At 41.5% G+C, this 25,019-nt stretch carries 21 protein-coding genes, 1 pseudogene and 2 CRISPR repeat arrays; of the genes and pseudogenes, 11 read left to right on the plus strand and 11 right to left on the minus strand.

Annotation, left to right across the window (positions count from 1 at the left end):
* Positions 1-99: 99 nt before the first annotated feature.
* From LBYS_RS09140 to LBYS_RS09165, 6 genes are read right to left on the minus strand one after another with little or no spacing between them, the layout of a single operon-like run.
* Positions 100-693, minus strand: a complete 594-nt coding sequence (locus tag LBYS_RS09140) for a thioredoxin family protein (RefSeq protein WP_013408594.1) — start codon at positions 691-693, stop codon at positions 100-102.
* The gene (locus LBYS_RS09145) at positions 690-1,160 is read right to left on the minus strand and encodes a TlpA family protein disulfide reductase (protein ID WP_013408595.1); all 471 of its coding nucleotides are present in this window, start codon (positions 1,158-1,160) and stop codon (positions 690-692) included. The genes LBYS_RS09140 and LBYS_RS09145 overlap by 4 nt, the downstream gene beginning before the upstream one ends.
* On the minus strand, positions 1,142-2,401 hold the full coding sequence (locus LBYS_RS09150; protein WP_013408596.1) for a cation:dicarboxylate symporter family transporter: 1,260 nt from the start codon (positions 2,399-2,401) through the stop codon (positions 1,142-1,144). Before LBYS_RS09150 ends, LBYS_RS09145 begins: the two co-directional genes overlap by 19 nt.
* 27 nt (positions 2,402-2,428) lie before the next feature.
* Complete coding sequence (locus LBYS_RS09155; protein WP_041824459.1) at positions 2,429-3,802, minus strand: L-serine ammonia-lyase; 1,374 nt, start codon at positions 3,800-3,802, stop codon at positions 2,429-2,431.
* Positions 3,803-3,846: 44 nt separating this feature from the next.
* A complete protein-coding gene (locus LBYS_RS09160) occupies positions 3,847-4,062 on the minus strand; it encodes a DUF6814 family protein (RefSeq protein WP_013408598.1) in 216 nt (71 codons plus the stop codon).
* Entirely contained in the window at positions 4,049-5,512 is a 1,464-nt protein-coding gene (locus tag LBYS_RS09165) for an MFS transporter (protein WP_013408599.1), read from the minus strand. The genes LBYS_RS09160 and LBYS_RS09165 overlap by 14 nt, the downstream gene beginning before the upstream one ends.
* A gap of 165 nt (positions 5,513-5,677) precedes the next feature.
* Between LBYS_RS09165 and LBYS_RS09170 the strand changes: the two genes are divergently transcribed.
* Together LBYS_RS09170 and LBYS_RS09175 are read left to right on the plus strand one after the other, a co-directional pair.
* Complete coding sequence (locus tag LBYS_RS09170; protein ID WP_013408600.1) at positions 5,678-6,979, plus strand: MFS transporter; 1,302 nt, start codon at positions 5,678-5,680, stop codon at positions 6,977-6,979.
* The gene (locus LBYS_RS09175) at positions 6,976-8,127 is read left to right on the plus strand and encodes a glycosyltransferase (RefSeq protein ID WP_013408601.1); all 1,152 of its coding nucleotides are present in this window, start codon (positions 6,976-6,978) and stop codon (positions 8,125-8,127) included. Before LBYS_RS09170 ends, LBYS_RS09175 begins: the two co-directional genes overlap by 4 nt.
* Here the strand turns inward: LBYS_RS09175 and LBYS_RS09180 are convergent, their stop codons facing one another.
* From LBYS_RS09180 to LBYS_RS09190, 3 genes are read right to left on the minus strand one after another with little or no spacing between them, the layout of a single operon-like run.
* Positions 8,128-8,763 (minus strand): class I SAM-dependent methyltransferase, encoded by a 636-nt coding sequence (locus LBYS_RS09180; RefSeq protein WP_013408602.1) that lies wholly within the window; start codon positions 8,761-8,763, stop codon positions 8,128-8,130. It abuts the gene before it with no gap.
* 52 nt (positions 8,764-8,815) lie between these two features.
* Positions 8,816-9,808 carry a hypothetical protein gene (locus LBYS_RS09185; RefSeq protein WP_013408603.1) on the minus strand — a complete coding sequence of 331 codons (993 nt, stop codon included), beginning with the start codon at positions 9,806-9,808 and terminating at the stop codon, positions 8,816-8,818.
* Between the two features lie 3 nt (positions 9,809-9,811).
* Positions 9,812-11,197, minus strand: coding sequence for an MBOAT family O-acyltransferase (locus tag LBYS_RS09190; protein WP_013408604.1), 1,386 nt, complete (start codon positions 11,195-11,197; stop codon positions 9,812-9,814).
* A gap of 139 nt (positions 11,198-11,336) precedes the next feature.
* On the opposite strand from LBYS_RS09190, the gene mnmE reads away from it, so the two are divergent.
* The 9 genes and pseudogenes from mnmE to LBYS_RS09235 all read left to right on the plus strand — a co-directional run bounded on the left by mnmE (position 11,337) and on the right by LBYS_RS09235 (position 23,129).
* Positions 11,337-12,671, plus strand: coding sequence for a tRNA uridine-5-carboxymethylaminomethyl(34) synthesis GTPase MnmE (gene mnmE / locus LBYS_RS09195; RefSeq protein WP_013408605.1), 1,335 nt, complete (start codon positions 11,337-11,339; stop codon positions 12,669-12,671).
* A 64-nt stretch (positions 12,672-12,735) separates the two neighbouring features.
* Complete coding sequence (locus LBYS_RS09200; protein WP_049781351.1) at positions 12,736-13,182, plus strand: Crp/Fnr family transcriptional regulator; 447 nt, start codon at positions 12,736-12,738, stop codon at positions 13,180-13,182.
* 577 nt (positions 13,183-13,759) lie between these two features.
* Positions 13,760-14,520: a CRISPR direct-repeat array (repeat unit 49 nt; unit sequence GTTGTGAATTCCTTTCAATTTTTAGTAACTTTATGATTACTGTCGCAAC).
* Between the two features lie 116 nt (positions 14,521-14,636).
* A pseudogene (locus LBYS_RS19935) lies at positions 14,637-15,787 on the plus strand (IS3 family transposase).
* Between the two features lie 78 nt (positions 15,788-15,865).
* Positions 15,866-17,175: direct repeats of the CRISPR family, unit length 49 nt; unit sequence GTTGTGAATTCCTTTCAATTTTTAGTAACTTTATGATTACTGTCGCAAC.
* A gap of 125 nt (positions 17,176-17,300) precedes the next feature.
* Positions 17,301-17,840: a DUF3987 domain-containing protein gene (locus LBYS_RS09215; RefSeq protein WP_041823557.1), complete on the plus strand. Its 540-nt coding sequence runs from the start codon at positions 17,301-17,303 to the stop codon at positions 17,838-17,840.
* 196 nt (positions 17,841-18,036) lie between these two features.
* The gene (locus LBYS_RS09220) at positions 18,037-18,858 is read left to right on the plus strand and encodes a type IV toxin-antitoxin system AbiEi family antitoxin domain-containing protein (RefSeq protein ID WP_013408607.1); all 822 of its coding nucleotides are present in this window, start codon (positions 18,037-18,039) and stop codon (positions 18,856-18,858) included.
* Positions 18,859-18,917: 59 nt separating this feature from the next.
* Positions 18,918-19,673, plus strand: a complete 756-nt coding sequence (locus LBYS_RS09225) for a nucleotidyl transferase AbiEii/AbiGii toxin family protein (protein WP_013408608.1) — start codon at positions 18,918-18,920, stop codon at positions 19,671-19,673.
* Positions 19,673-19,858, plus strand: a complete 186-nt coding sequence (locus LBYS_RS20030) for a hypothetical protein (RefSeq protein WP_013408609.1) — start codon at positions 19,673-19,675, stop codon at positions 19,856-19,858. Before LBYS_RS09225 ends, LBYS_RS20030 begins: the two co-directional genes overlap by 1 nt.
* A 75-nt stretch (positions 19,859-19,933) precedes the next feature.
* Positions 19,934-21,883, plus strand: coding sequence for an McrB family protein (locus tag LBYS_RS18280; protein ID WP_013408610.1), 1,950 nt, complete (start codon positions 19,934-19,936; stop codon positions 21,881-21,883).
* Positions 21,876-23,129, plus strand: coding sequence for an McrC family protein (locus LBYS_RS09235; RefSeq protein ID WP_013408611.1), 1,254 nt, complete (start codon positions 21,876-21,878; stop codon positions 23,127-23,129). Before LBYS_RS18280 ends, LBYS_RS09235 begins: the two co-directional genes overlap by 8 nt.
* A 7-nt stretch (positions 23,130-23,136) precedes the next feature.
* Here LBYS_RS09235 and LBYS_RS09240 read toward each other — a convergent pair whose 3' ends face one another.
* Complete coding sequence (locus LBYS_RS09240; protein WP_013408612.1) at positions 23,137-24,216, minus strand: sensor histidine kinase; 1,080 nt, start codon at positions 24,214-24,216, stop codon at positions 23,137-23,139.
* Positions 24,213-24,896 (minus strand): LytR/AlgR family response regulator transcription factor, encoded by a 684-nt coding sequence (locus LBYS_RS09245; RefSeq protein ID WP_013408613.1) that lies wholly within the window; start codon positions 24,894-24,896, stop codon positions 24,213-24,215. Before LBYS_RS09245 ends, LBYS_RS09240 begins: the two co-directional genes overlap by 4 nt.
* Positions 24,897-25,019: the final 123 nt, after the last annotated feature.

The raw sequence follows: 25,019 nt of genomic DNA on the forward strand, positions 1-25,019 counted from the left end.
TTAACTTTATTCAAAAAAATTTTACATTTAATTAAAATATTGAAATTAAAAATAAATTTTATTGTTCCATTATCAAAAAAAAATAACCACACTAGGTGGTTACTTCTTCGGTTTAATAGCACATCCTATGGCTACCGTTCGCGTTCGTATCACTTCACGGCCATCAAGAAGGGCATCTACCGCTTCTTCAATGTATTTATCTGTCACTTCCTCCGGATTCTCGTAATTATTATCTATGGCACCTATGTATTTCACGATATTCTTTCCGTCTTGTTTCTTCAAGACGAAAGCATGCGGAGTTCTAACCGCTCCATAAACTGGATATAGTTTTTGGTCGGCATCTGAAACATAAGGAAAAGAAAAGGACTTTTCTCTTGCCCTAGCCTTCATGGCTTCCAGATTTTCCTGCTCTGATTCACCGCTGGGATTAATGGCTATAACGGGATAGCCTAATGGTTTATACTTCTTATCCAAGGCTATGATTCGATCTTCGTAAGCCACAGCATACGGACAAGAATTACAAGTAAAGATTACTATATGCCCTTTGGCATCCGAAAAATCACTCAAACTCCACTCCCTATCATCTACTCCTTTAAGTTTAAAGTCCATGGCTGCGTCACCGATCCCATAGCCTCCCGGATTCTGGAAAGCCAGTAGCAGGACAGAAACGATTAAAATAATTCCCTTTTTCATTGTGTTTTGTATTTAGAAATGATTAGTTGCAATTCATCTTTCTTCAACATCCTATCTACAAACTCCACTTTCTTACCCTGATTTATAAAGAGGGTGGCCGGTATGCCTCCACTCCATTCTGGATCCAACTTAGGGATCCATTCATTCATCCTGGCATTATCGTTTAGGAGATAATGCTTCACCTTCAAATTCTTCTTTTCTATGGTTTTCTTCACCTTATCCATCTGCTTTAATGGATCTAGTGATACTAATATCATTTCAAAGGAGGAATCCTTTTCAAATTCCTTATTGACCTCCATAAAGTGAGGCAACTCCACTAAACAAGGCCCACACCACGTGGCCCAAAAGTTGACTACCACAAACTTGTCAGTTGGCAAGTCCTGCATTAACTCATCAAAATTCACCACCTTTTGCGCATTTAGCTTTGTAAAACAAAAGCACAAAAGGATCAAGATACGTTTTGCCATTCCTTTGAGGGTTTAAATTCACCTTCATTGTTCGATATCCACAAAGTTGCCACCCCATTTCCTATGAAATTAGTGATAGCTCTGGCCTCAGACATAAAGCGATCCACCCCTAGTAAAAGTGCCAATCCCTCAAGGGGAATCACCTTGATGGCCGTCAAGGTAGATGCCAATACCACAAATCCACTACCTGTTACCCCTGCTGCACCTTTAGACGTCACCATAAGTATTCCAATGATGGTCAAGATCTGCTCCCACGTCAAATGTACCTGATACACCTGCGCCAGAAAAATCACCGCCATAGACAGATAAATGGTAGTCCCGTCCAGGTTGAAAGAATATCCTGTGGGGACTACTAGCCCTACCACCGGTTTTGAGCATCCCATTCGTTCCAACTTATCCATCAAAGAAGGAAGTGCTGCCTCAGAAGATGAGGTACCTAGCACAATCAATAACTCTTCTTTGATCTGCTTCAAAAAGTTCATAATGGAAAGTCCGTATTGTTTTAAAATCAGATTTAAAACCACAAATACGAACAGGGCCATGGTGACGTATACGGTGATCAAAAGTTTACCTAAAGGCAATAAAGTATCAATCCCATAGATGGCCACGGTATAAGCCATTCCTCCAAAAGCTCCGATGGGTGCCAGGTACATCACTTTGTGCAGTGCCCAGAATATCTTAGCGGCCAGAGGCTGCAGTGCCTTTACCACCCTTTGTTTACCAGAATATTGGTTAAGAAGAATACCTGTTAAGAGGGCCAATATCAAGACCTGCAAGGTACTGTTGTCCCAAAAGAATTGGGCCCATGAGAATTCGTCTGCTTTTTGAGCATATTGACTCATATCTCCTCCCTCTTTAGGACTTACCCCATCACCCGGACGGATCAAATTCGCTGCAATAATTCCTATCAGCAGTGCCAAAGTGGTCACTACCTCAAAATAGATTAGGGCCTTCGCCCCTACTCTCCCCACCTTTTTCATGTTACCCATGGAAACTAATCCCAGAGTGATGGTCAAAAAGATGATGGGACAAATGAAGATCTTCACTATACTAATGAAGAAACTACTCAATGCCTCACTAAAACGGGTCTTAATCTCAAAGTCAGAAAGCAGGAGATGGAACTTTATCCCCTTTTCCATAATAGGATAAAGGGCTGCTTCCGGGAAAAAATGACCTAATAAGGTACCACATACTATGGATAATAATACCCAAAAAGTAAGGTTAGAGAAAACTTTCTTCATAGCTGTTACGAAGATAAGAAAATTCTCTTAACATTCCGTGGCACTCAAAGCCAAACCTGCTTCAGAAGTTTCCTTGTATTTTTTCGACATGTCTCTGCCCGTGGCACGCATCACTTTGATGACGCTATCAAGGGAAATCTTTTGATCATTGGGATTACCTGATGAAGCTATCAAGTACGCATTATAGGCCTTGATAGCCCCCATAGCATTCCGCTCAATGCATGGAATCTGCACATACCCCCCTATAGGATCACAGGTCATGCCTAAATGATGTTCAATGGCTATCTCAGCTGCCACTTCAATGGTGTTAATATTCTTACCTGCACAGTGCGCTAACATGGCAGCAGCCATTGCTGAGGCTGATCCTATCTCTCCCATACATCCCATCTCTGCACCGGAAATGGAGGCATTATGCTTGATCAGAAAACCTACCGCTGCAGCGGCAAGCATTCCCTCACGAATCTTCTGCTTATCGTAATGATAATGATGTTTCAATAAATAGGTAACGCCCGGAATCACTCCGGATGCACCTGAAGTAGGCGCTGTCACTACCATATTTCCTGCTGCATTTTCTTCCGATGCAGCCATACAGTAGGCATTCAGGAAAACCATGAAACTATCTGAGGTAGAAGCGCTGTTTTTTGCCTGAGCATATAATACCGGTGCCTTCCTACGCAGCCGGATAGATCCGGGAAGTTCTCCTTTAGATTTCAATCCCCGTTTCACCGCCTTATGCATGGTCTCTATGATATCATCAATTTTCCTGTTGATGGTCTTCCGGTCTAATCCACTTATGGCTACCTCATTCGCCATCATAAGTTCTATTAAGGAGATCTTATTTGCATCCAAATGTGCCTTCAACTCCTTCATCGTGGAATAGGGATACGGAGGTACCACCGGATTTTGACGGTCTGATTTATCTCCTTTTCTAACCACAAAGCCTCCACCCACAGAATAATACTCTTCTTCATGCACACGGAATCCGTCAGCAAGAAGTTTAAATATGACGGTATTAGGATGTGGGGAGTCATACCTACCTTTTTGGAACAGTATAGAACTAGCATCCACTTGCACCGTCCTATTCCCTATATAAACAGTATAAGAACTGTCAGGATGCTGTAACAAAGATGTGAATGCTTGGGGATCTACAGTATCCGGTTGCCACCCCAAGATGCCGGCAATCACCGCACGATCTGTTCCGTGCCCTTTTCCCGTAGCACTCAAAGAGCCATAAAGATGAATTTCTATCCGCAACTCTGTCCCTTCTTCAAGGAAAATGCTTTGGATACGTTGTAAGAAGTCATACCCCGCTTTCATGGGGCCAATAGTGTGTGAGCTGGATGGTCCTGGTCCAATCTTGAATAAATCAAAGACCGAGGTGGTGATTACACCCTTATTCATAGGTTGATGTTGATAGCCTGTGCTCAAAATTAGCACATATTTATTCAACGATCAAAATCCCCTTTCCAGCAAAACCAACCAAAACAACCCAAACTCCCTGCTACTATGGGACATAGCACGAAAATATAGATCACCGCAGGAATTAGATTCGCTCCGCCTGACTTCCAAAGGGGAATAGCTTGATTATAGATCAAATAGTATACGGCTAAAACGCCTAGAAGCATCCAAACCAAACCTAATATTCTCTTAATTTGATTCATTTTCGTCCAAATAAATTACTCCGATTACCAAACAGATTCCAGCTATTACTATAGGATACCATAATCCTTCCAGATAAGGCTTTTGTACCAAAACTTTGCCTGCTTTGGCATTGATCTCCTCTCCTCTAGTCACTAGGAAGGTAGCGATGGCAGGCAACAAACCTCCAAAGATCCCATTCCCCACATGATAGGGTAAAGACATGGAAGTATAACGTATTCTAACAGGGAACATCTCCACTAAAAATGCAGCTATAGGTCCATACACCATGGTCACGAAGATAACTTGGACAAATACCCAGAAGATCAATGAGCGCTGATCTGCGCCACTCAGCGCCACCGTCCTATGTAATTTTTCTCCATTAGCACCTTCCTCCCACTTTTCCACGGTACCATCTTCATAGGTTCTTTGGATGTGACCCAACTCTATTTCTTCCTCACTAACTAATTCCTTTCTACTCACATCTGCCTTTTGGTACATTTGATCATAAATATACCTGTATGAACAAATGGCCACTAACATACCCGCCATCATGATCCATTTCCTACCTACCTTATCAGATAACCACCCGAATAATATAAAGAATGGAGTACCCAGACACAAGGCCCAGATCAGGATTTGGTCCACTTGTTCCTTAGGTACATGCATCACCCTTTCTATAAAAGACATGGCATAGAACTGACCGGTATACCAGATCACGCCCTGCCCCATAGCTACCCCTAATAGGGCAAGCAGGACGTATTTCAAGTTATATCTATTCCCAAAACTCTCCTTCAAGGGATTCTTAGAAGTCTTGCCCTCGGATTTTGCCTTGGCAAACAAAGGAGACTCGTGCATGTTCTTCCTGATGATGTAAGAAACATAGATCATCACAGCTGAGGCTAGGAAAGGAATCCGCCAACCGTAATCCTCAAAGGCTTCTTTACTCATACTGGACCGGGTGATGGTGATCACCAGGAGTGATACTATCAAACCGGCCGTTGCCGTGGTCTGAATCCAGGAGGTCATGAAACCGCGTTTCTTTGGTTCTGCATGTTCCGCTACGTAGGTCGCTGCACCTCCGTATTCCCCTCCTAAAGCTAAACCTTGCAATAGTCGCAAAAGCAAAACCAACAAAGGAGATATGATCCCAATACTTTCGTAAGAAGGTATACATCCTATCAAAAAGGTAGCCCCTCCCATCAGCAAGAGGGTCACCATAAAGGTGTATTTACGCCCTATCAAATCTCCCAGCCTACCAAAGAACAAGGCTCCGAAAGGACGTACTATGAATCCTGCCGCAAAGGTGGCTAGGGTGGATAAAAAAGCTAAAGTCTCATTCCCACTAGGAAAAAACTTCGTAGAAATAAGGGTGGCCAAACTTCCAAAAATGTAGAAATCGTACCATTCTATCATGGTACCCACAGAGGACGCTCCTATCACGGCAAACATGGAGCTACGCTTCTCAGTCATGGTATAAGGTTGAATTTCAGCAAATATATGTTAGAAATGCTTTTTACAAAGACTTTCACTCGAGAAATGAATAATTCATTTTTATCTGAACTTTCAATATTTTCTGAATATAATATAAATAGCACATTTTCTACAAAAGTCCTACCTTTGTGAAAAGACCCTGAAATGAATATCAAAAGAGTTTGGAACGCTTGGTGTATGTATGACTGGGCGAACTCCGTACATAATCTTGTCATTATAACCGTAATCTTCCCTATCTACTATCAGGCTACCGTGCCTGTACAGGAGGTGATAGATCAAAAGGAATTGGTAAGGTTCTTCGGCTTTATGTTTGATAAAAACGCCTTATATAGCTTTACCATCTCAGCAGCATCTTTGTTACTGGTGTTCTTAAATCCTATCCTAACGGGGATAGCGGACTATTCCGGAAGAAAGAAATTATTCATGAAGATCTTCTGCTACCTGGGAGCACTTTCATGCACTTATTTCTATTTCTTCACGCCTGATAATGTGGAGTCTACCATGATAGCTTTTGCCCTCTCTATAGTGGGGTGGGGAGGAAGCTTGGTGTTTTATAATGCCTTTATTCCGCAGATTGCAACAGAGGAACATTACGACCGACTCAGTGCACGTGGCTTTGCCTTTGGCTATGTAGGATCTGTAATCCTATTGATTTTTAATCTTTTGATGATCATGAAACCGGAGATTTTCGGTCTGGAGAATGCACCATCCGGCATGACCACAAGAATAGCCTTTGTCACCGTAGGTATTTGGTGGGCAGGTTTTGCGCAGATTCCTTTCTTTGTATTACCAAAGGATGAGAAGAGAGCCTTTCGTTCCCGCTTCCTGAAGAATGGTTTTATCCAGCTGAAGAATACTTTTTTCAGAGTCCAAAAGAACAAGAACCTGAAAAGATTCCTGTTGGCCTATTTGATCTATGACATGGGGGTTATGACGGTGATTTATGTAGCCACGCTTTTTGCCAATGAAGAGATCAAAGTCCCTCGAGAAGGATTAATTGTTACCTTACTACTGATACAGTTAATTGCCATTCCTGGATCTTATCTGGCGTCCTTCCTTTCTGAGAAATTTGGGAATACCAAAGCATTACGCATAGAGATCTTATTGTGGACTATTGTACCCATAGCGGCTTACTTTACTACAACAGCTATGCAGTTTTACTTCATAGCCGCCCTGGTAGGTTTAGTGATGGGCGGTATTCAGTCGCTCTCCAGATCCACCTTTGCCAAGTTTTTACCTGAAAACATAACAGACACTTCCGCCTACTTTGCCTTTTTTGATATAACGGAAAAAGTAGCAATCACTTTGGGTACCTTCATTTTTGGTTTTATTTTAGATCAAACAGGCAGCATGAGAAACTCCATCCTGTTTTTGATCGTTCTATTTATTTTGGGCTTTCTCTTACTGAGTAGAATCAGGTCCCAACACGTTTATCACGAAGAATGAAATTTTTAATCACGGATCTCCAAATCCAATTAGACGGACATCGCTTAGGTTTTATGCAAAACCTTATGTCCTATATAGAAAATCACCACACCACTGACGAATTTCTATTTTTGACCAATAGATCCCGGGCCTTTGAACTCAAAAGTCCGGCCAAACATATCCGCACCCTTCAGCTTACACAGGAAGAGCAAGACCTAGTACATGCAGAGACTAAACCCCTGAGCATAGCTAGAGCGGAATGGAGCATCATCACTAAATATGCCCTAGAATTCTCGGCAGATCGGGTTATCCTCATGTTCATGGATTCCTACCAAATTGAGATAGGTAGGACTCAAGTACCATTTAAGATCTCCGGCATTTGGTTCTCTCCGTATCCACGTATTGAATCTGAATCCAATAACTTGGGCTCAAAGATACAGACCTGGTTAACCAAGATGAGAAAACGCATAGTGATGCGCACTGCCTTACGAAATGCTCAATTGGACAAGATCTTTATCCTTAACGATGAGGAAATGCCTAAATGGTTGAATAAGGGAGTGACGCGCTTTTTTACCTTGGCAGACCCCTATTTTGCCTATGAACCCTTGGAAGATTATAAACTTAGAGAGGTGTACGGGATCCCTGAAGATCATCTGATCTTCTTACAATTTGGCTATATGGACGAAAGGAAGAATCTCGAGAATATCGTTAATGCTTTCAACCAATTACCGGAAATTTATGCCCTAAAAAGTACTCTACTCTTAATAGGTAAGTTCAAAGCAGGATTCAAAGAGCAAGTGGAAAGACTGAAATCAGGACCTTTCCAACTGATCATACGCGACGAATTTGTACCAAACGCAGAGATGGAGAGTGCCTTTGCTCAATCAGATGTAATCCTGAGAATGAACGTAGGGTTCTTTGGATCCTCCGGAATCATTGGAGTAGCGGCACAGCACAACAAGCCGGTAATTGCATCCAATACCGGTGTGATGGCTGAAATAGTAGAAAAATACCACTTGGGCATGTTAGTTGATCCTTATAACACTAAGGAGATTGCGGATGCCATAAGTAGATTCCATACTATACCTGATAGTCTAAGAATAGACGGCACCAAATACCGCAACAATCACGACCTGGCTACTTTCGCAGAAACCCTGCTACAGAAATGATTATTTTCTAGCTTCCAAAGCTACCGCAAATTCAAATCTACTGGGATCCTCCACATGTTTAAACATGGGATCTTCCGAGTCATTGAAGGAACATTCACGTACCTCAATAAAGCCTGCATTGCGTAACTCTGCGCTTAGAGATTTCCTATCCCACATCCATAGGTGATGAGAATTCCCGAAGTAAGAAGAAACCATTCCCTTCGCTCCACGGGCCCTGCTAGGCACACCTAGAAGCGTGTTTTCCATGAAAAAATGCGAGGCATTCTCGTCTCCATTATCCAGTCTGCGTAGGTATTCCCTGGCCGCATATTCCAGATCAGGAACTACACAACGGAATATCCCCCCTTTCTTCAGAATAGCATAGGAATTTGCCAGAGCTTTACGCATATCTGCTAATGCCAAATGTTCCAATGTATGCGAACAATACAAGCCATCTACAGAGTTTACATCTTCAGGTAATCCTTTGATGATGTCTCCATAACGTACGTTGGAAGGGAATCTAGTGTTAAGTTGGTTTTGTAATAAATTTCCTAAAACTGGGGTTTTCTGAATCTGTAAAGTTGGGGAAGCGTCATAGTTTATCCATTGTTCAGGTGCTGATAGACCGCAACCATATTGAACGTATTTTTTATTCATCGGATGATCAAATCTAAAATGTAATTAGCAAAAATAATAAGTAGAATTTAAATCACTTCACGGCCTCCAAAAGAATTGCACCGTTAACCTTATCTACCCATATTTTTTGCCCCTCACAAGTCCAGTGCGAATCCCCCTTCAAATAGTACTCCCCTTGCTGAAACTCCCTCCATACACTGATAATAGGAGTTTCCAAATCCGGATGAGCCTCAATCCTTTCTACTAATCGATTATATCTGGAATCATTGGTCAACAGTAGACTAGATTTATTTGGAATAATACTCAAATACACTTCATCAAACCCCAGCTTCTTATAATTCTCTCGGGTTTGATTGATATGCAGAACGATCCGGTCTAACTCCTCCTCAGATACGGGATCAAAAACAGAACTCACTCCCTCCGCTAGATCTAATTCGTAGACCAAATGCTCGTCCAAAACGCCTACCTTCGGATCCACCTTACCGAAAAACTGCTTGTTAAAACCTGCCTTCCACTCCTTTATCTTCAGTATGAAATCTGAGCTAAACAGTACAGATTCATGCATTTCTTCCCGATAAGGCACCTGCAATTCCACGAGCCAATCGTACCAATGTTGGGATTGTACCTTAGGTACTGTTGTAGGAGGCAAAGACCATTCATTCCACGGTTGAGTAGCAAAACGTTCCCTAAAATGACGCTCCACACTCTCTATGACCAGGATCTTTTTTCCTTCTTTCAAGACCAAGTTATGGGCTGGAGTATTCACTGCTGAGCGTTCGAAGTGGCTGGCAGCATAAGCCTCTCCTCCTATCCTACCCAGTTCAGTAAAACTATCCCCAGCTAAATACAAGCTAAGCGGAACTTTCTGACCTTCATACACCTGGCCGCATTTCTTCACCTCTTCACGGTATTCCCCTAGATTAGACAAACGATAGAGATCTCCATACCGAAAGTCATCTTCTATATAATCATTATCCACCAAGTACACTACCGTAGCACGCGAACACCCCAAAAACCACAGGAAGGATGCCAGGACCAATACCGTATATTTTAGCACTTTACCCATAGCTTAGAACTGGAAATAGATGAATTGATCGCCCGAAAATACCCCGAAGAAATAACACAAGAAGGCCAAGCCCACAAACTTAGCATAGAAGGCCGGAGTGTTTTTCACGGATATCTCTTTGACAAAGATATCCTTCAAGAATAAGACCACTATCAGTAGCCAACAGAACATAAATTCCGTGCCATTATACGGCATACTGTAGCCACTAAAGAAGTCAAACGTAAGGATTTTAGTCAAGATAACCTTTGCATTATAAAATCCTTTGGCACGGAAAAACACCCAAGCCAATGTCACCAATATGAAGGTAAAAACTATGGATAGAAAATCGTTCTTGGGCAATTTCACCAAGCGATCCCTCATCCTAGCCAATATCTGGAAGGCCGCATGCAAACCTCCCCAAATAATAAAGGTCCATGCCGCACCGTGCCACAGCCCACTGACCAGGAAAACGATAGCCAGGTTTCTATACAGCTTCCACTCGCCCTCTCGAGATCCTCCTAGGGGAATGTACAAGTAATCCTTGAACCAAGTGGATAGCGAAATATGCCATCTCCTCCAGAACTCACCTATACTTTTGGACAGATACGGTACGTCAAAGTTGCGCATCAACGTAAAGCCCATGGTTCGTCCTGCCCCAATGGCAATATCTGAATAGCCGGAAAAGTCGCAATATATTTGGAAACTATAGAATACTGCAGCCACCAATAAGGTTAATCCACCGTGCTCTGTAGGATTATCGAAACAGTAATCCACCATTTCGGCTAATCTATTTGATATAACCACCTTTTTAAACAAACCCCATAGCATCAACATCAAGCCTGATTTTAGGTTCTCGAAGCTGTACTTAAAATAGGTATGAAACTGTGGCAGCATGTTCTGTGGACGTTCTATTGGACCCGCTACTAACTGAGGGTAGAACATCACGTACAGAGAGTAGATGATAAAGTCCTTTTCAGGCTCCTGTTTCCTTCTATACACCTCAATGGTATAGCTCATGGCCTGGAAGGTATGAAAGGACAGCCCTATGGGCAGTTCCAACTGGTAATCCGGCAAAGGATTCACCATTCCCATCAGGTCCAGAAGAATGGTCAAGTTGCCATTAAAGAAGTTCCAATATTTGAAAAATGCCAAGAAGCCTATGTTAGCTATCAAACTGAGCACCAGGAAGAGCTTTCTCTTTTTGCCCTCACTCTGGGCTATCCATATCCCTGCAAAATAGTCTACTATGATAGTGACCAGCAGAATGAGTATATAAATGGGCTTAAATACAAGGTAGAAGTAGCAAGATGCTAATAACAATAGCCAAACTCTCCCTCTGTGACGGATGGAAAAATAGAGTATGGTAACTACGATATAAAACAGTATAAACTGCAGGGAATCAAATAACATCTATGCTGTATGTATTTCGGGCTCAAAAATAGATAATGTTAGAGGGAATCTAAAACGTTCAGAGAAATTCTTCCTTTTCAGATGGTGAACAAGATTTAGAAAAGCAGATAGTATCTTTGCAGTAGAAATCAGTACAGCATTGAATTTTCAAGATACCATATGTGCCGTGGCAACCCCTCCGGGAGTGGGAGCATTAGCCATCATTCGCGTTTCCGGACCGGAAGCCATTTCCCTTGTAGACGCCGTTTTTAAAGGAAAATCCTTGAAGCATGCAGAAGGGAATACCATAGTTTACGGGCATATTGTAGATGGAGAAAAGGTAGTAGATGAGGTATTGGTATCTGTCTTTAGGAATCCCCGCTCCTTTACGGGGGAAGATTCCTTAGAGATCTCCACTCACGGAAGCCCTTTTATCATCAGATACGTGATGAAATTATTGGTACAAAAGGGTTGTAGACCCGCAGGACCAGGGGAATTTACGCAAAGAGCCTTCTTGAATGGCCGACTGGATCTGGTACAGGCTGAGGCGGTAGCTGATTTGATTGCTGCGGACTCAGAAGCCGCGCATAAGACGGCTTTGAACCAACTTCGCGGAGGATTTTCCAGGAAACTGGCCATATTGCGTGAGGATCTGATTCATTTTGCCAGCTTAGTGGAATTAGAATTGGACTTTGGGGAAGAGGACGTGGAGTTTGCAGATCGAGATGATTTGAAGGCATTGATTCTGAATCTTCAGGATCAGATCCGACCCTTGATTCAGAGCTTTGAAAGTGGAAATGCTATCAAAGAAGGTTTTCCCGTAGCTATTATCGGTGCGCCAAATGCCGGTAAAAGTACCCTGCTGAATGCCCTCTTAAATGAAGACAGAGCCATAGTTACGGACATCGCCGGAACCACCAGAGATATCATAGAAGATACCCTGATCATAGACGGCATCAAGTTTAGATTCATAGATACGGCAGGGATCAGAGAAACAGAAGACCTGATTGAGGCCATGGGCATAGAACGCTCTAAGAAGGCGCTGCAAGACGCGAGATTAGTACTTTTCTTATATGACAGTACTCAAGGTTACGAGTTCCTCCAAGACCTTCAAGGTCTGATTCGCGAGGACCAGACCCTGTTTTGGGTACGGAACAAAACAGATATAGATGAGTCCTCTATCCGAGAAGGAGAAATCCGCATCTCTGCCAGAGCACAAGTAGGCATTGAGGCATTGAAAAAGCAGATCTCCCAATCCGTGGCCGACCTAAAAACCACAGACACTACCATCACGAACGTACGACACTTTGACCATCTGACTAAGGCCTACTCGGCTTTAGATGATGTACTCACCGGCCTACACTCCGGCATCACCGGCGACTTCCTGGCCCAGGACATCCGCTTAGCCCTTCACCACCTCGGTGAAATCACCGGCACCATCAGCACAGATGATCTTTTGAAGAATATCTTTGGGAAGTTTTGTATTGGGAAGTAGAATACATAATTCATGAATCCAATGTAAAAGCCCACCCCCTCAAAATTCACTCTCTATTCAACTTATGAAACACGAACTTAAACGCATTTTAGACAAATTAGAGGTATTCACTCCAGAGGAAGTAACGGAGCTTTGTGAACTTCTGAAGGTTATCAGAGTTGAGAAAGACGCACTGTTGCTGAAAGAGGGACAGATTTACAATTCCTGCTTCTTTGTTTTGAAAGGTTGCATGCGGAAGTACGTGACTGTAGATGGGGATGAGAAGAATTTAGCTTTCTACACGGAAGAACAGGCCATCAACTTCTTTACCAGTTATTCGAAGAAGACCCCGTCAGATAGCTATTTATCGGCGGTGGGAGACACCATCCTTTTGGAGGGAAATCCTGATATGGATGCTGAAATCTTTGCTAAGTTCCCAAAACTGCAGCATTTGACTAGGAAGAGGATTTTGGTCAGACCCAAGATGCCTTTGCCCAGTACATCACTTCTTCACCGGAAGAACGATATCTAGATCTTTTGGAAAACAGAGCGGATCTGTTGCAAAGGATCCCTCAACGCCACTTGGCCAGCTATCTTGGCATCACGCCTGAATCTCTAAGTAAAATACGGAAGCGCATTAGCATAAAATAGTTACAAGGTATGTACTCCTTTGAATCGGATTAGCCATCCGGCTAAGATAGCCATACCTATCAAGGAAAATCCCACCATTTTAGGAAATAGTGTAAGATGGCGATTTGAGAATCCTTTTTGCATTTTGAAAATAAATGAGTTTAAGGTTTCAAAACTAGCTCTTTGAGGAGGAGATGCTCGTTGACTTTGGTTAAGAAAGGAGGTCTTAATATTAACTTAGTCCGCCGGATGGCAAGGAGTCTTCAGAAATGAATTTTACTGCTGATTAGAAAATGAAATATCTCATTTTGATGTGTAAACGGAGGAATAAATACACAGAGATACGAATGGTCAGTTAAAAGGACTGGGTATTTACTAAGTAATAAAGCAAGGTTAGGAAGTAGAGAATAGATCACATTTTTTAGAAACTTTATGAATACTGGCGCAACCTTTCCCTCTTGCAGTTCCTGAAGCAACACGTTGTGAATTCCTTTCAATTTTTAGTAACTTTATGATTACTGTCGCAACGCAACAGGTTCAGGAAAATCCGTTCAGATTGTTGTGAATTCCTTTCAATTTTTAGTAACTTTATGATTACTGTCGCAACTTTGCCGGCCCTCCCTAATTTTGGAAATGTGTTGTGAATTCCTTTCAATTTTTAGTAACTTTATGGTTACTGTCGCAACTTTTTGCGTAGTTCTTCTACTGCCAGCTGGGTTGTGAATTCCTTTCAATTTTTAGTAACTTTATGATTACTGTCGCAACATTTCCGGCGAGTGTAGCAAGCGCGGTAGAGTTGTGAATTCCTTTCAATTTTTAGTAACTTTATGATTACTGTCGCAACTTACAAACCAAAATATGCCTCTTTCCTACCGTTGTGAATTCCTTTCAATTTTTAGTAACTTTATGATTACTGTCGCAACGAAGTGCTTTTGAGCAGTAATTTGCGCGTCGTTGTGAATTCCTTTCAATTTTTAGTAACTTTATGATTACTGTCGCAACCTGCTTCCGTGACCGCTTCTGCAATAATCCGTTGTGAATTCCTTTCAATTTTTAGTAACTTTATGGTTACTGTCGCAACAAAAGGAGAATAAAGAAGCTCTTTCCAGGCGTTGTGAATTCCTTTCAATTTTTAGTAACTTTATGATTACTGTCGCAACAATAGATGCTTATTTTAAGAATGAGTACAAGTTGTGAATTCCTTTCAATTTTTAGTAACTTTATGATTACTGTCGCAACAAAGAGACTTAAAGGCAAGCATTTTTAAAGTTGTGAATTCCTTTCAATTTTGTAACCCTCCCCAAAAATAGGACAAGTTAAAACGCAACAATAAAGGTTTAACATTAACTTGTAACAATGAAAAAGAGTAAGCACTCAGAACATCAGATTGTGAAAGTACTCGGAGAGTACGAGAACGGTCGTAAGGTAGAAGACATCTGCCGGGAATTAAATATTCACAAAGCCACTTTCCATACCTGGAAGAAGAAGTATTCAGGGATGAGTGGGACGGATCTGGCAGAACTAAAATCTCTTCAACAGGAGAATGCCAGATTAAAGAAGATGTATGCTGATCTAGCCCTGGATCACGCCGTTCTCAAGGACGTACTATCAAAAAAGTTTTAGGGCCTTTTGAAAAGCGAGTGGTGGTGAATTATATCGTAAACGAGTATGGCATGAGCATTCAAAAGGCCTGTAAGATCATGGATTTAAGTCGTTCCGTTTATTACTATTCTTCTGTAAAAGACGATACAGAAGTAAGAGGAAAGCTACTAGGTCTAGCCGAAAATCATCCGAAGGAAGGTCAGGATAAGATGTATCAAAGGATACGGAATCAGGGCCTTAAATGGAATTACAAGCGTGTCCGCAGGATTTACCTTCTATTGGGTCTAAACCTTCGTCAAAAGACTCGCAAGAGGCTTCCTGCACGTGTTAAAGTACCGTTGATTCAGCCGGAAGGTATCAATCATACCTGGAGCATGGACTTCATGCATGATGTTCTTGGCAATGGCCGGAAGATCAGAATTTTGAATATCATCGATGATTATAACCGGGAAGCTCTGACCGTAGAGGCTCATTTCAGTATACAGTCGAACATGGTAGTTCAAAGTCTGGAGGATCTAATCGCATATAGAGGTAAGCCTACCCAAATCAGAGTTGATAACGGCCCTGAATTTGTTGCAAATGTGTTGGCTGACTGGTGTAGAGAGAATGACATCAGACTCCTTTATATCCAGCCCGGAAAGCCCTTTCAGAATGGATAACGTTTTAACCGAACTTTTAGAGAATCTATACTGGACGCCTATGTGTTTGAAAATATCCATCAGGTCAGAATCCTGGCAGAAGAATTTATGAAGGATTATCATACCCAAAGACCGCATGAATCGCTAGGAGGATTCACCCCGGAAAAGTTTAAAAATTTGAGCACTTCATTTCCAGCAGGGGGAGCTAGCTCCCCCTGCTGGAAGAACAATAAATCAATATCTTTGTTTAATTATACTATGTCCTAAAAAGGGGAGGGTTACAATTTTTAGTAACTTTATGATTACTGTCGCAACGCTTGCAGAAGAATATTATGCGCAAAACAGGTTGTGAATTCCTTTCAATTTTTAGTAACTTTATGATTACTGTCGCAACCTTTCAAATAATACAAACCGTCATCGTAAGTTGTGAATTCCTTTCAATTTTTAGTAACTTTATGATTACTGTCGCAACTTAGAGATTACTTATTGGAAAGGCCAAAACGTTGTGAATTCCTTTCAATTTTTAGTAACTTTATGATTACTGTCGCAACCGCGCTATCGTTGGTGGATAAAATCAGATTGTTGTGAATTCCTTTCAATTTTTAGTAACTTTATGATTACTGTCGCAACTTTGTGATGAAATTCCCAAATTGCAACATGGTTGTGAATTCCTTTCAATTTTTAGTAACTTTATGATTACTGTCGCAACTGCTTTCCAGGTCACCTTCAAGAATGTAAAGTTGTGAATTCCTTTCAATTTTTAGTAACTTTATGATTACTGTCGCAACTATGCTGTTCCGTTGGAATGGCAGCGAATAGTTGTGAATTCCTTTCAATTTTTAGTAACTTTATGATTACTGTCGCAACATTGCTAAATCTTCTATTTCAGACATAGAGTTGTGAATTCCTTTCAATTTTTAGTAACTTTATGATTACTGTCGCAACACAGTGCAAGGGTATATATACAAAGCGGTTGTTGTGAATTCCTTTCAATTTTTAGTAACTTTATGATTACTGTCGCAACATTCTCCTCCGGATTAATTTTTCTTGTGATGTTGTGAATTCCTTTCAATTTTTAGTAACTTTATGATTACTGTCGCAACGAATGCTGACGGCTCAATCTACTTTGACACGTTGTGAATTCCTTTCAATTTTTAGTAACTTTATGATTACTGTCGCAACTTCTCTATCAAATTCCAGCTTTTCGGCGAGGTTGTGAATTCCTTTCAATTTTTAGTAACTTTATGATTACTGTCGCAACGGAGTTATTAAAGGTGCCGTCTTTAATTGGTTGTGAATTCCTTTCAATTTTTAGTAACTTTATGATTACTGTCGCAACGGGGCAGACGGTAAGGACGTCGAGCATTTTGTTGTGAATTCCTTTCAATTTTTAGTAACTTTATGATTACTGTCGCAACGCAAGAATTACTTGCAGTTGCAAAGTTAGCGTTGTGAATTCCTTTCAATTTTTAGTAACTTTATGATTACTGTCGCAACCTTTGGACTCAGGATAATTAGAAATAATACGTTGTGAATTCCTTTCAATTTTTAGTAACTTTATGATTACTGTCGCAACTTATCCAGTCGATGTACCCTTCTGGAGTTAGTTGTGAATTCCTTTCAATTTTTAGTAACTTTATGATTACTGTCGCAACGCCTTGTATTTGGCTTCGAGAGACGGCCAAGTTGTGAATTCCTTACCATTTTAGTAACCTTATGTTTACTGTTGCGAAAAGCTTGCAGTAGAACGAAATACTTTCTTGATCTGTACCAAACCCTGATGGCAAACCCTGAAATACTGTTCTGCCTTACGGCAGAACAGCAGGAGCACTTCAAGGCCTTCTTTGAGCAAATACAAAACACCTACCTCAGCTTGCAGGGGCTTGAATACATGGCAACAATCAGGCGTTTGGGTTTGATAGCCTTCCGTATTGCCATGATCCTATCCGCTTTGCGGATTATGGAACATGGTGATTTACCGGAACACATCATTTGTGAGGAAAGAGACTTTCAAACTACGTTAAAGGTGGTCGGGGTATTGGTGAAACATGCTAGTAAGGTATTTTCTGAACTACCCCAAGATGCACCAATGCCCAAGCGTAAAAACCAAAAGGAACGGTATCTGGATGCCCTACCTGCCAGCTTCAACAGGCAGGAGTACCTGAGAATTGCCGCCTCTATGTCCATACCCAATAAAACAGCCGAAGGCTACATTACCGACTTCTGCAAACGAGGGCTGATTCATAGGGAAAAGCAAGACCATTACCTGAATCCCAATGCAAAGGAAACTAAGAATTTAAGGGAAATCAAGAAAGGGTAAGCTAATGTTTGCCCTTTCGCAGGTTCAGGCAGACCTGTTGAAACAACCTACATCCTGCCCAATTTAAGGGCAGTTAGCCCTTAGTTTCCTTAAAATCCTGAAATCCCAAAATCCTACCAGAATCAAACAAAGGAAAAAAGAGAAAACATTTGCGAAAGGTAGCGGATTTCACTACCTTTCGCAAAAAATTACTCTCTTGGAAGATTCAAGGCAATATAAGAGTGCAGAAGATTGGGTAAACCACCTGCTGGCAAAGGGTAAATATGCTTTTGCTCTGCACCAGTTCCGTGCGGATTTTCCTGAACAGTCAGATACGGCCAATAAGTTTGCCTTGAAAAGGCTGGTAGATAAAGAGCAGATTATTTCCATCCACAAAGGATATTACCTCATCATACCGCCCCAATACAGGTCAAAGGGAATCCTTCCCCCCACCTTGTTTTTAGATGCGTTTATGAAGGAATTAGACCGGCCATATTACCTGGCTTTGTTAAACGCAGCCGCCTATCATGGAGCATCGCACCAGCAGCCACAGGAGTTTTTTGTGGTTACCGGTTTTCCTGTGCTGCGGCCTACGCAGAAAAAAGGGTTGAAGGTTAACTACATCAGCAAAAAAGAAATACCGGCAACACTATTAGACACCCGAAAAACCGAGGCCGGATACTTAAAAATTTCAAACCCTGCCCTAACCGCCACCGATCTGATACAGTATGCCAAACGGGTAGGTGGCATCAACAGGGTGGCCACCGTTTTGGCTGAATTAGCCGAAAGTATTCAACCTAATGCATTTGATGCTAATCTGCTGCAGCATGTTCCGGTAACTGCCTTGCAGCGTTTGGGCTATTTGCTGGATAAAGTATTTGACAATCAGCCGCTGGCCAACGCCTTATACATGGCCTTGCAAAACAACAATGCCCCTTTGTTTCGGATACCCTTGAAAGCCTCAGCTCCGGCCAAAGGTTTTGCATCAGACGAAAGATGGAAAGTAATCCTAAACACTACAATAGAACTTGACGAATGATACCACAGGCATACATAACAGAATGGGCCAATCAGGTGCCTTAGCAAACCAACGAACAGGTGGAGCAAGACTTGGTGATTTGCCGTGCCTTGGTAGAAATCTTTTCAGATGAATGGTTAGCATCCAGTTTAGCATTCAGAGGGGGGACGGCTTTGCACAAATTGTATTTACAGCCTCAGCCCAGATATTCTGAGGATATTGATTTGGTTCAAATTCGGCCTGAGCCGATAAAGGAAACCATTCAGCGTCTTCAAGCTCGTTTATCCTTCTTAGGCGATTGTACTGTGGCTCAAAAGGCCAACAACAACACACTAAAATACCGCTTTGAATCTGAGTTCCCTCCGGTTCAAAACCTCCGACTCAAAGTAGAAACCAATTGCCGGGAACACTTCACCGTATTGGGCTACCAGCAATTTCCCTTTCAGGTAAATTCCTCTTGGTTTACTGGTGCCTGCAACATCACCACCTACCAATTAGAAGAACTGCTGGGTACAAAACTCAGGGCCTTATACCAACGCAGAAAAGGCCGTGATTTATACGATATGTACAAGGCACTGGTGCAAGTGCCCGGTATGGATAAAGACGCCCTATTGCAATGCTATCATGCCTATATGGATTTTGTAGTAGATGAACCACCTACGCAAAAGGTTTATCTGCAAAACATAGAAGCCAAAATGCAGGATGATGAATTTATTGGAGACATAGCAGCCCTCATACGGCCAACAGAAAAATACGACCAGGCAACCGCTTTTGAATTAGTGCGAACGGAGTTGCTGGAGAAAATAGAAGAAAGTAAAATAAAACAAACGAAGTAGTGGCAACAAATAAACATGCTACAATAAGGTATCATGCTTTAGACCAGTGTTTTAGCAACCCTGGTCGTAAATATTTCATTGACGACCTTATTTCAGCTTGTAATGATGCATTATATGAATACACCGGTGTTGCAGAAGGGGTAAAAAAGCAAATTGGCGCTCTTTTGGTAGCTACTTCTTGGTAGGACAAAAATGCCAATTATCAACTTTTTTTATAACTTTATCTTCATCCCTATCATTATCACAGAAGATTTAAACCTATGTTAGCGTACAAAGATTACGAAAAAGCCGTTTTTGACTGGCTCTATTCTAAGTATAAAGCAACAGGATTCACTTTTAGCATACGAAGAAAAATTAGCAAAGGGGCTGAAGGTGATTACTTCACAGGTACAGAAAATTCCAACTATTTCGGAACCACCTTTTGGTTTATTCCTGTTGGATATCCTGGCTCCAACGGGGAACTCATACAGTTGAATTTCACCTACTCAAAAGATCGATCTCCCTATGTTTACTATTTCGAATTCATACAAACCTCGGCCCCTGATGACCTTCAGAATAAAGCGGCCTTGAAACTCATTGAAAACCTCCTCCCTATTTTAGAAGCAAAATTTGGCCTTATTAGTACGATAAAGCCAGGAGCTAAAATATTTAATTACAAATTAAAGCCCATTAAGGCCAGCTACGATACAGTTGAGGAAATGTTCCGCGACATAGATAGCCAACTTAATACCCTCCTTCCACTAGTAGATGAGAACATTAAAATGGTAAAGGCGGCATATCCAAATTTTAAAGCAGAAAGAATAAGTAAAGAAAATTTTGAAGTACTTATTCAGAAAGGGTTTGACAGAATAAAAAAATATAAAAACGAACAAACATCTCATATCACCCCTGATCCGGTAAATCAAATGAAACCACGGTCATCAAAATCCCTGCCCCTGAACCTTATACTTTTTGGCCCTCCGGGTACCGGAAAAACATACAAACTAAAACGAGACTACTTTGAACAATTTACCGTTAAGCAGAGTGCTCAAACCCGCGAGCAGTTCTTGGCTGACTTTGTGAGTAATCTCACTTGGTGGCAGATTATCACCCTAGCATTACTGGAACTTGGAAAAGCAAAAGTGCAAGACATCTACGAACACGAATTGGTACGATCCAAAGCCAGCATTTCCTCTTCCAAAACAGTAAGAGCTACACTTTGGGGGCAACTCCAAAGCCATACCGTCAGGTCAAATGAGTTTGTAAACACAAAAGAGAGAAGCGAACCTTTATACTTTGAAAAAGACGGTGATTCCTATTGGAGCATTTCACACCCAGACCTGCAGGAAAAATATCCTGAGGCTCAGGAGCTATATGAACAATATAAGAACTATCAGGTTTCCCCAGACAAAGAGATAAAGAACTATGAGTTCATAACCTTCCACCAATCCTTCTCCTATGAGGATTTTATAGAAGGAATAAAACCGGCTATAGAGGAAGACAGCGAAGGATCGCTACGGTTCAGAATTCAGGACGGTGTATTTAAACGCATAGCTGAGCGAGCTAGGAGAGACCCAGAGAATAAGTATGCCTTATTCATAGACGAGATCAATCGCGGCAATGTCTCAGCCATTTTTGGAGAATTAATTACCCTAATAGAAGATTCCAAAAGAGCCGGCCAAGCAGAAGCTTTAGAGGTCACTCTCCCCTACAGTAAAGAGAAGTTTTCTGTTCCTGCTAATCTCCACTTGATAGGCACTATGAATACGGCAGACCGCTCCGTAGAAGCACTGGATACGGCCCTTCGTAGGAGATTTACTTTTGAAGAAATGCTGCCTAATCCGGACATAAATGAATTGGACTACACTATCTATGGCTACTCCGCCTCTGAAGTCTTGAAGACCATCAATCTTAGAATAGAGAAACTACTGGACCGCGAGCACTGCATAGGCCATGCCTACTTTATAGGAAAAGACGAATCGAGCATCATTTCTTCCTTTTACAAGAACATCATTCCCCTACTTCAAGAGTATTTCTTTGGTGATTATGGTAAAATAGGTCTAGTTCTAGGCAAGGGATTTGTTCGTTTAAAACACAATGAACAAGCGCTTTTTGCTGATTTCCCTTACGATTATGTTGAAGATCTGGCCGCAAAACCGGTCTACGAGATCATACAAAACACCGAGGAGAGTTTCGCTTATGCCCTAGCAGCTTTGATGAATAATGACTAAGGTAGAAAATAAACACATCACCGTGTACGAACACCAGAAACTTCTGGTGGGGAAAGATCTATCCCAGGACCAATATGAAGCGCTACTCCGTTTCTATGGAAACTATTCTCCGTTTTTTACACTCATTAGAAACGGTGTAAAGTTTTGTTCCTATGTTGGCGTTTTGCAGGTAGGAAATACACTTATTGAGATCTTACCTAAAGCAGATATATCCTCCGGCAATGGCCAAGAAACCCTATGGCAAAAGGTTCTCATTCAGATGTTACGCACAGTGTGGGGTTTTTCCGTTAGAGATGCCGGCAGTTCTCATTTGAAAATAAAACACCATTCCGTTCTGGATTTGTATTTTGAACTCTACGTCTTCGAATTAGAAAAATTAATTCACTATGGTTTAATCAAAAAGTATCGCCGAGAAGAACGGAACACCGTAGCACTAAAAGGCAAACTGGCCTTTACCAAACACATCCAAAATAACCTGGTGCATCAAGAAAGATTTTATATACAAACCTTCAATTACACGCTCCATCACCTCCTGCACCAAGTACTTTATACTGCTTTAAAGGTAGTTCAGAACCTCAATAGAAACACCTTACTTCATGCGCGAATAGGAAACCTTTTGCTCCATTTTCCAGAGCAAAAACCCATCAAAGTGACACCCAGCACTTTTGAACGCTTGCCCCAAGACCGAAAATCCTTACTGTACCGGCCAGCGCTGGAAATAGCAGAACTCTTACTGCTAAACTACCACCCTGACATCAGTCAGGGCCATAAGCATGTGCTGGCACTGATGTTTGATATGAATGCACTTTGGGAACAATTTGTACTTCGTTTGCTTCAAAGAAACTTGAAATCCTATACGGTAAGCGGACAAGTAAATAAAAAGTTCTGGAAATCTACGACGGGTTCCCTAAGCTCCTCCCTTCGTCCAGACATTCTTATTCATGGAAGATCCAGTACCGTAGTCTTAGACACCAAATGGAAATACTTAAATGGAGAAGGTCCATCAGCCGATGACCTGCGCCAAATGTATGTCTACCAAGAATATTTCCAGGCTAATACGGCGGCTTTGATCTACCCCGGCACGGACAGAAAGCTCAGCGGCGCCTATTTCCAGAAAGAAGAGAACAAACACTTGGATACCAAGGAATGCCACATTTTACAAATAAGCGTAGAGGAAAACACTTTCCTTTGGCAGAAGAAAATAGTAGCAGCGGTAGAAGAACTATTTCAAAATAACCAAAACTAGAAATAACTTACAAAGGTATCTCAATCACATTCTCCACCCCTTGCTCCTTGTTCCGTAAGACGTACGTTGCGCGGCTGCCATAAAGATTCTTCAAACGCTGTTGAAGGTTGGACACTCCTACACCTGTCTGCCTACTAGGTGCATTCTCTTGAAGGGGATTTCCGTTATTCTCCACTACAAAAACCATCTTGCCTCCCTGTTCAAATCCTCGCACACCTATCTGAAACTGTCCTGAACATTGGGCAAATCCATGGTTTATAGCATTCTCAATCAAGGGCTGGAATAGCATGGTCGGCACTTTTTTATCCAAAAGGTGATCAGCCACCTCTACATCTATTTCCAATTCATCCTCAAAGCGTACTTTTAATATATCAATATAGTGGTTCACCATCTCTAGCTCCTGGTCTAGCCTATGTTCATGCTCCATGGTCTTCTTAGTCAGCATCCTCAAAAGGGAACTGAGATCGATCAGGGTATTTTGAGCCCTCTTCTTATCTATGTCTATGAGCCCGATGATAGCATTCAGGGTATTAAAGAGAAAGTGGGGCTCCATCTGGGTCTTTAAGGTGTTCAGCTTTGTGGTGACCAACTGTGACTCCAGTTGGCTCTGCTTAATCTCATTGGCACGAATGATATTAAAATAGAAGTAAGTGTAAATGATAAAGATCATGGCAAAATACACCAAGAAGTTTACATCTATCACACTTAGAAAATTACGTAAGCTGACCTTGAAGTCATAATGCGGTATTATCCCAAACTGTATCCTATAGAAGTCAGTTACCCCCTGAATGATGACCCCAATAAAGATGGCCAAAACAAAATGGAACAAAAGAATCTTCTTCCATGGGGTCTTTCTCAAGATCAGTCGCTTAGTGTGCATGGCTATCACCTGCATGATGAGCATGACCAATACGATGTCAATGACATAGATCTGATAATGAAAATCCTTACCCAAAGCCAGGGGGGCATCTTTTAAATACGCCACCATAAAAACTTTGAACAGATTCAAAGCCACGGTGATCAGGTAGAAACCCACCAATATGAGAGATAATCTCTTATCGTAATATTTTGAAAAGAACTCTTTCACTTGATCTTGCTTAGAAATATTTTCTTTTGGGTCTTACTCACGCTCACTAGTACGCCGTCTTTCATCCTCGCATCTACACCGGAATATTCAGAATGTACTAATTCCTTCACCGCCGTAATATTGACAATGGCTGATCGATGTACACGAACAAAATATTGAGGATTCAACTGTTGCTCCAGATGATTTAATGTTTCTCTGTGTACATACTTCCCCTTATCTGTATATATCTCCACATAAACCCCGGAAGCTAGGATGTAATTGATCTCTTCCGTAGGGATCAAAAAGGTTTTATGCCCCTGTTTAATAGCAATCTTCTTCAAGTGTTCAGATTCTTCCAATTTGAGCACCTTGTTCACTGTCTTATAAAACCTTTCTTCAGAAAAAGGCTTTACTAGATAGTCAAACGCCTCATATTCGAAAGCTTTCAAAGCGAAGTCTTCATGAGCAGTGATAAATACGATATAAGGCTTGGTTTGAATCTGTTCCAAAACCTGAAAACCGTCCATATCCCGAATATTGATATCTAGGAAGACCAGATCAGGTTGAAGGTCATTGATGGCCTTGATGGCTAATTGACCGTTTCCGCATTCTGCCAGCACTTCTACACCGTCTAACTTCTTGATTAAATTTGAAATTCTGGTACGGGCAATATGCTCATCATCTACTATGATTACACGCATTAACTGTTTTTTATTAGGGTTTAAATACAAAAGTAGCATTTCGCATCAAATTTCAATGCCATCACAACATTCTAAAATACACCTTTTCTACTCCCATTTAATTTTGTACTTAATCTTATACGA

The organism is Leadbetterella byssophila DSM 17132 (genome assembly GCF_000166395.1).
Classification (GTDB): Bacteria; Bacteroidota; Bacteroidia; order Cytophagales; family Spirosomataceae; genus Leadbetterella; species Leadbetterella byssophila.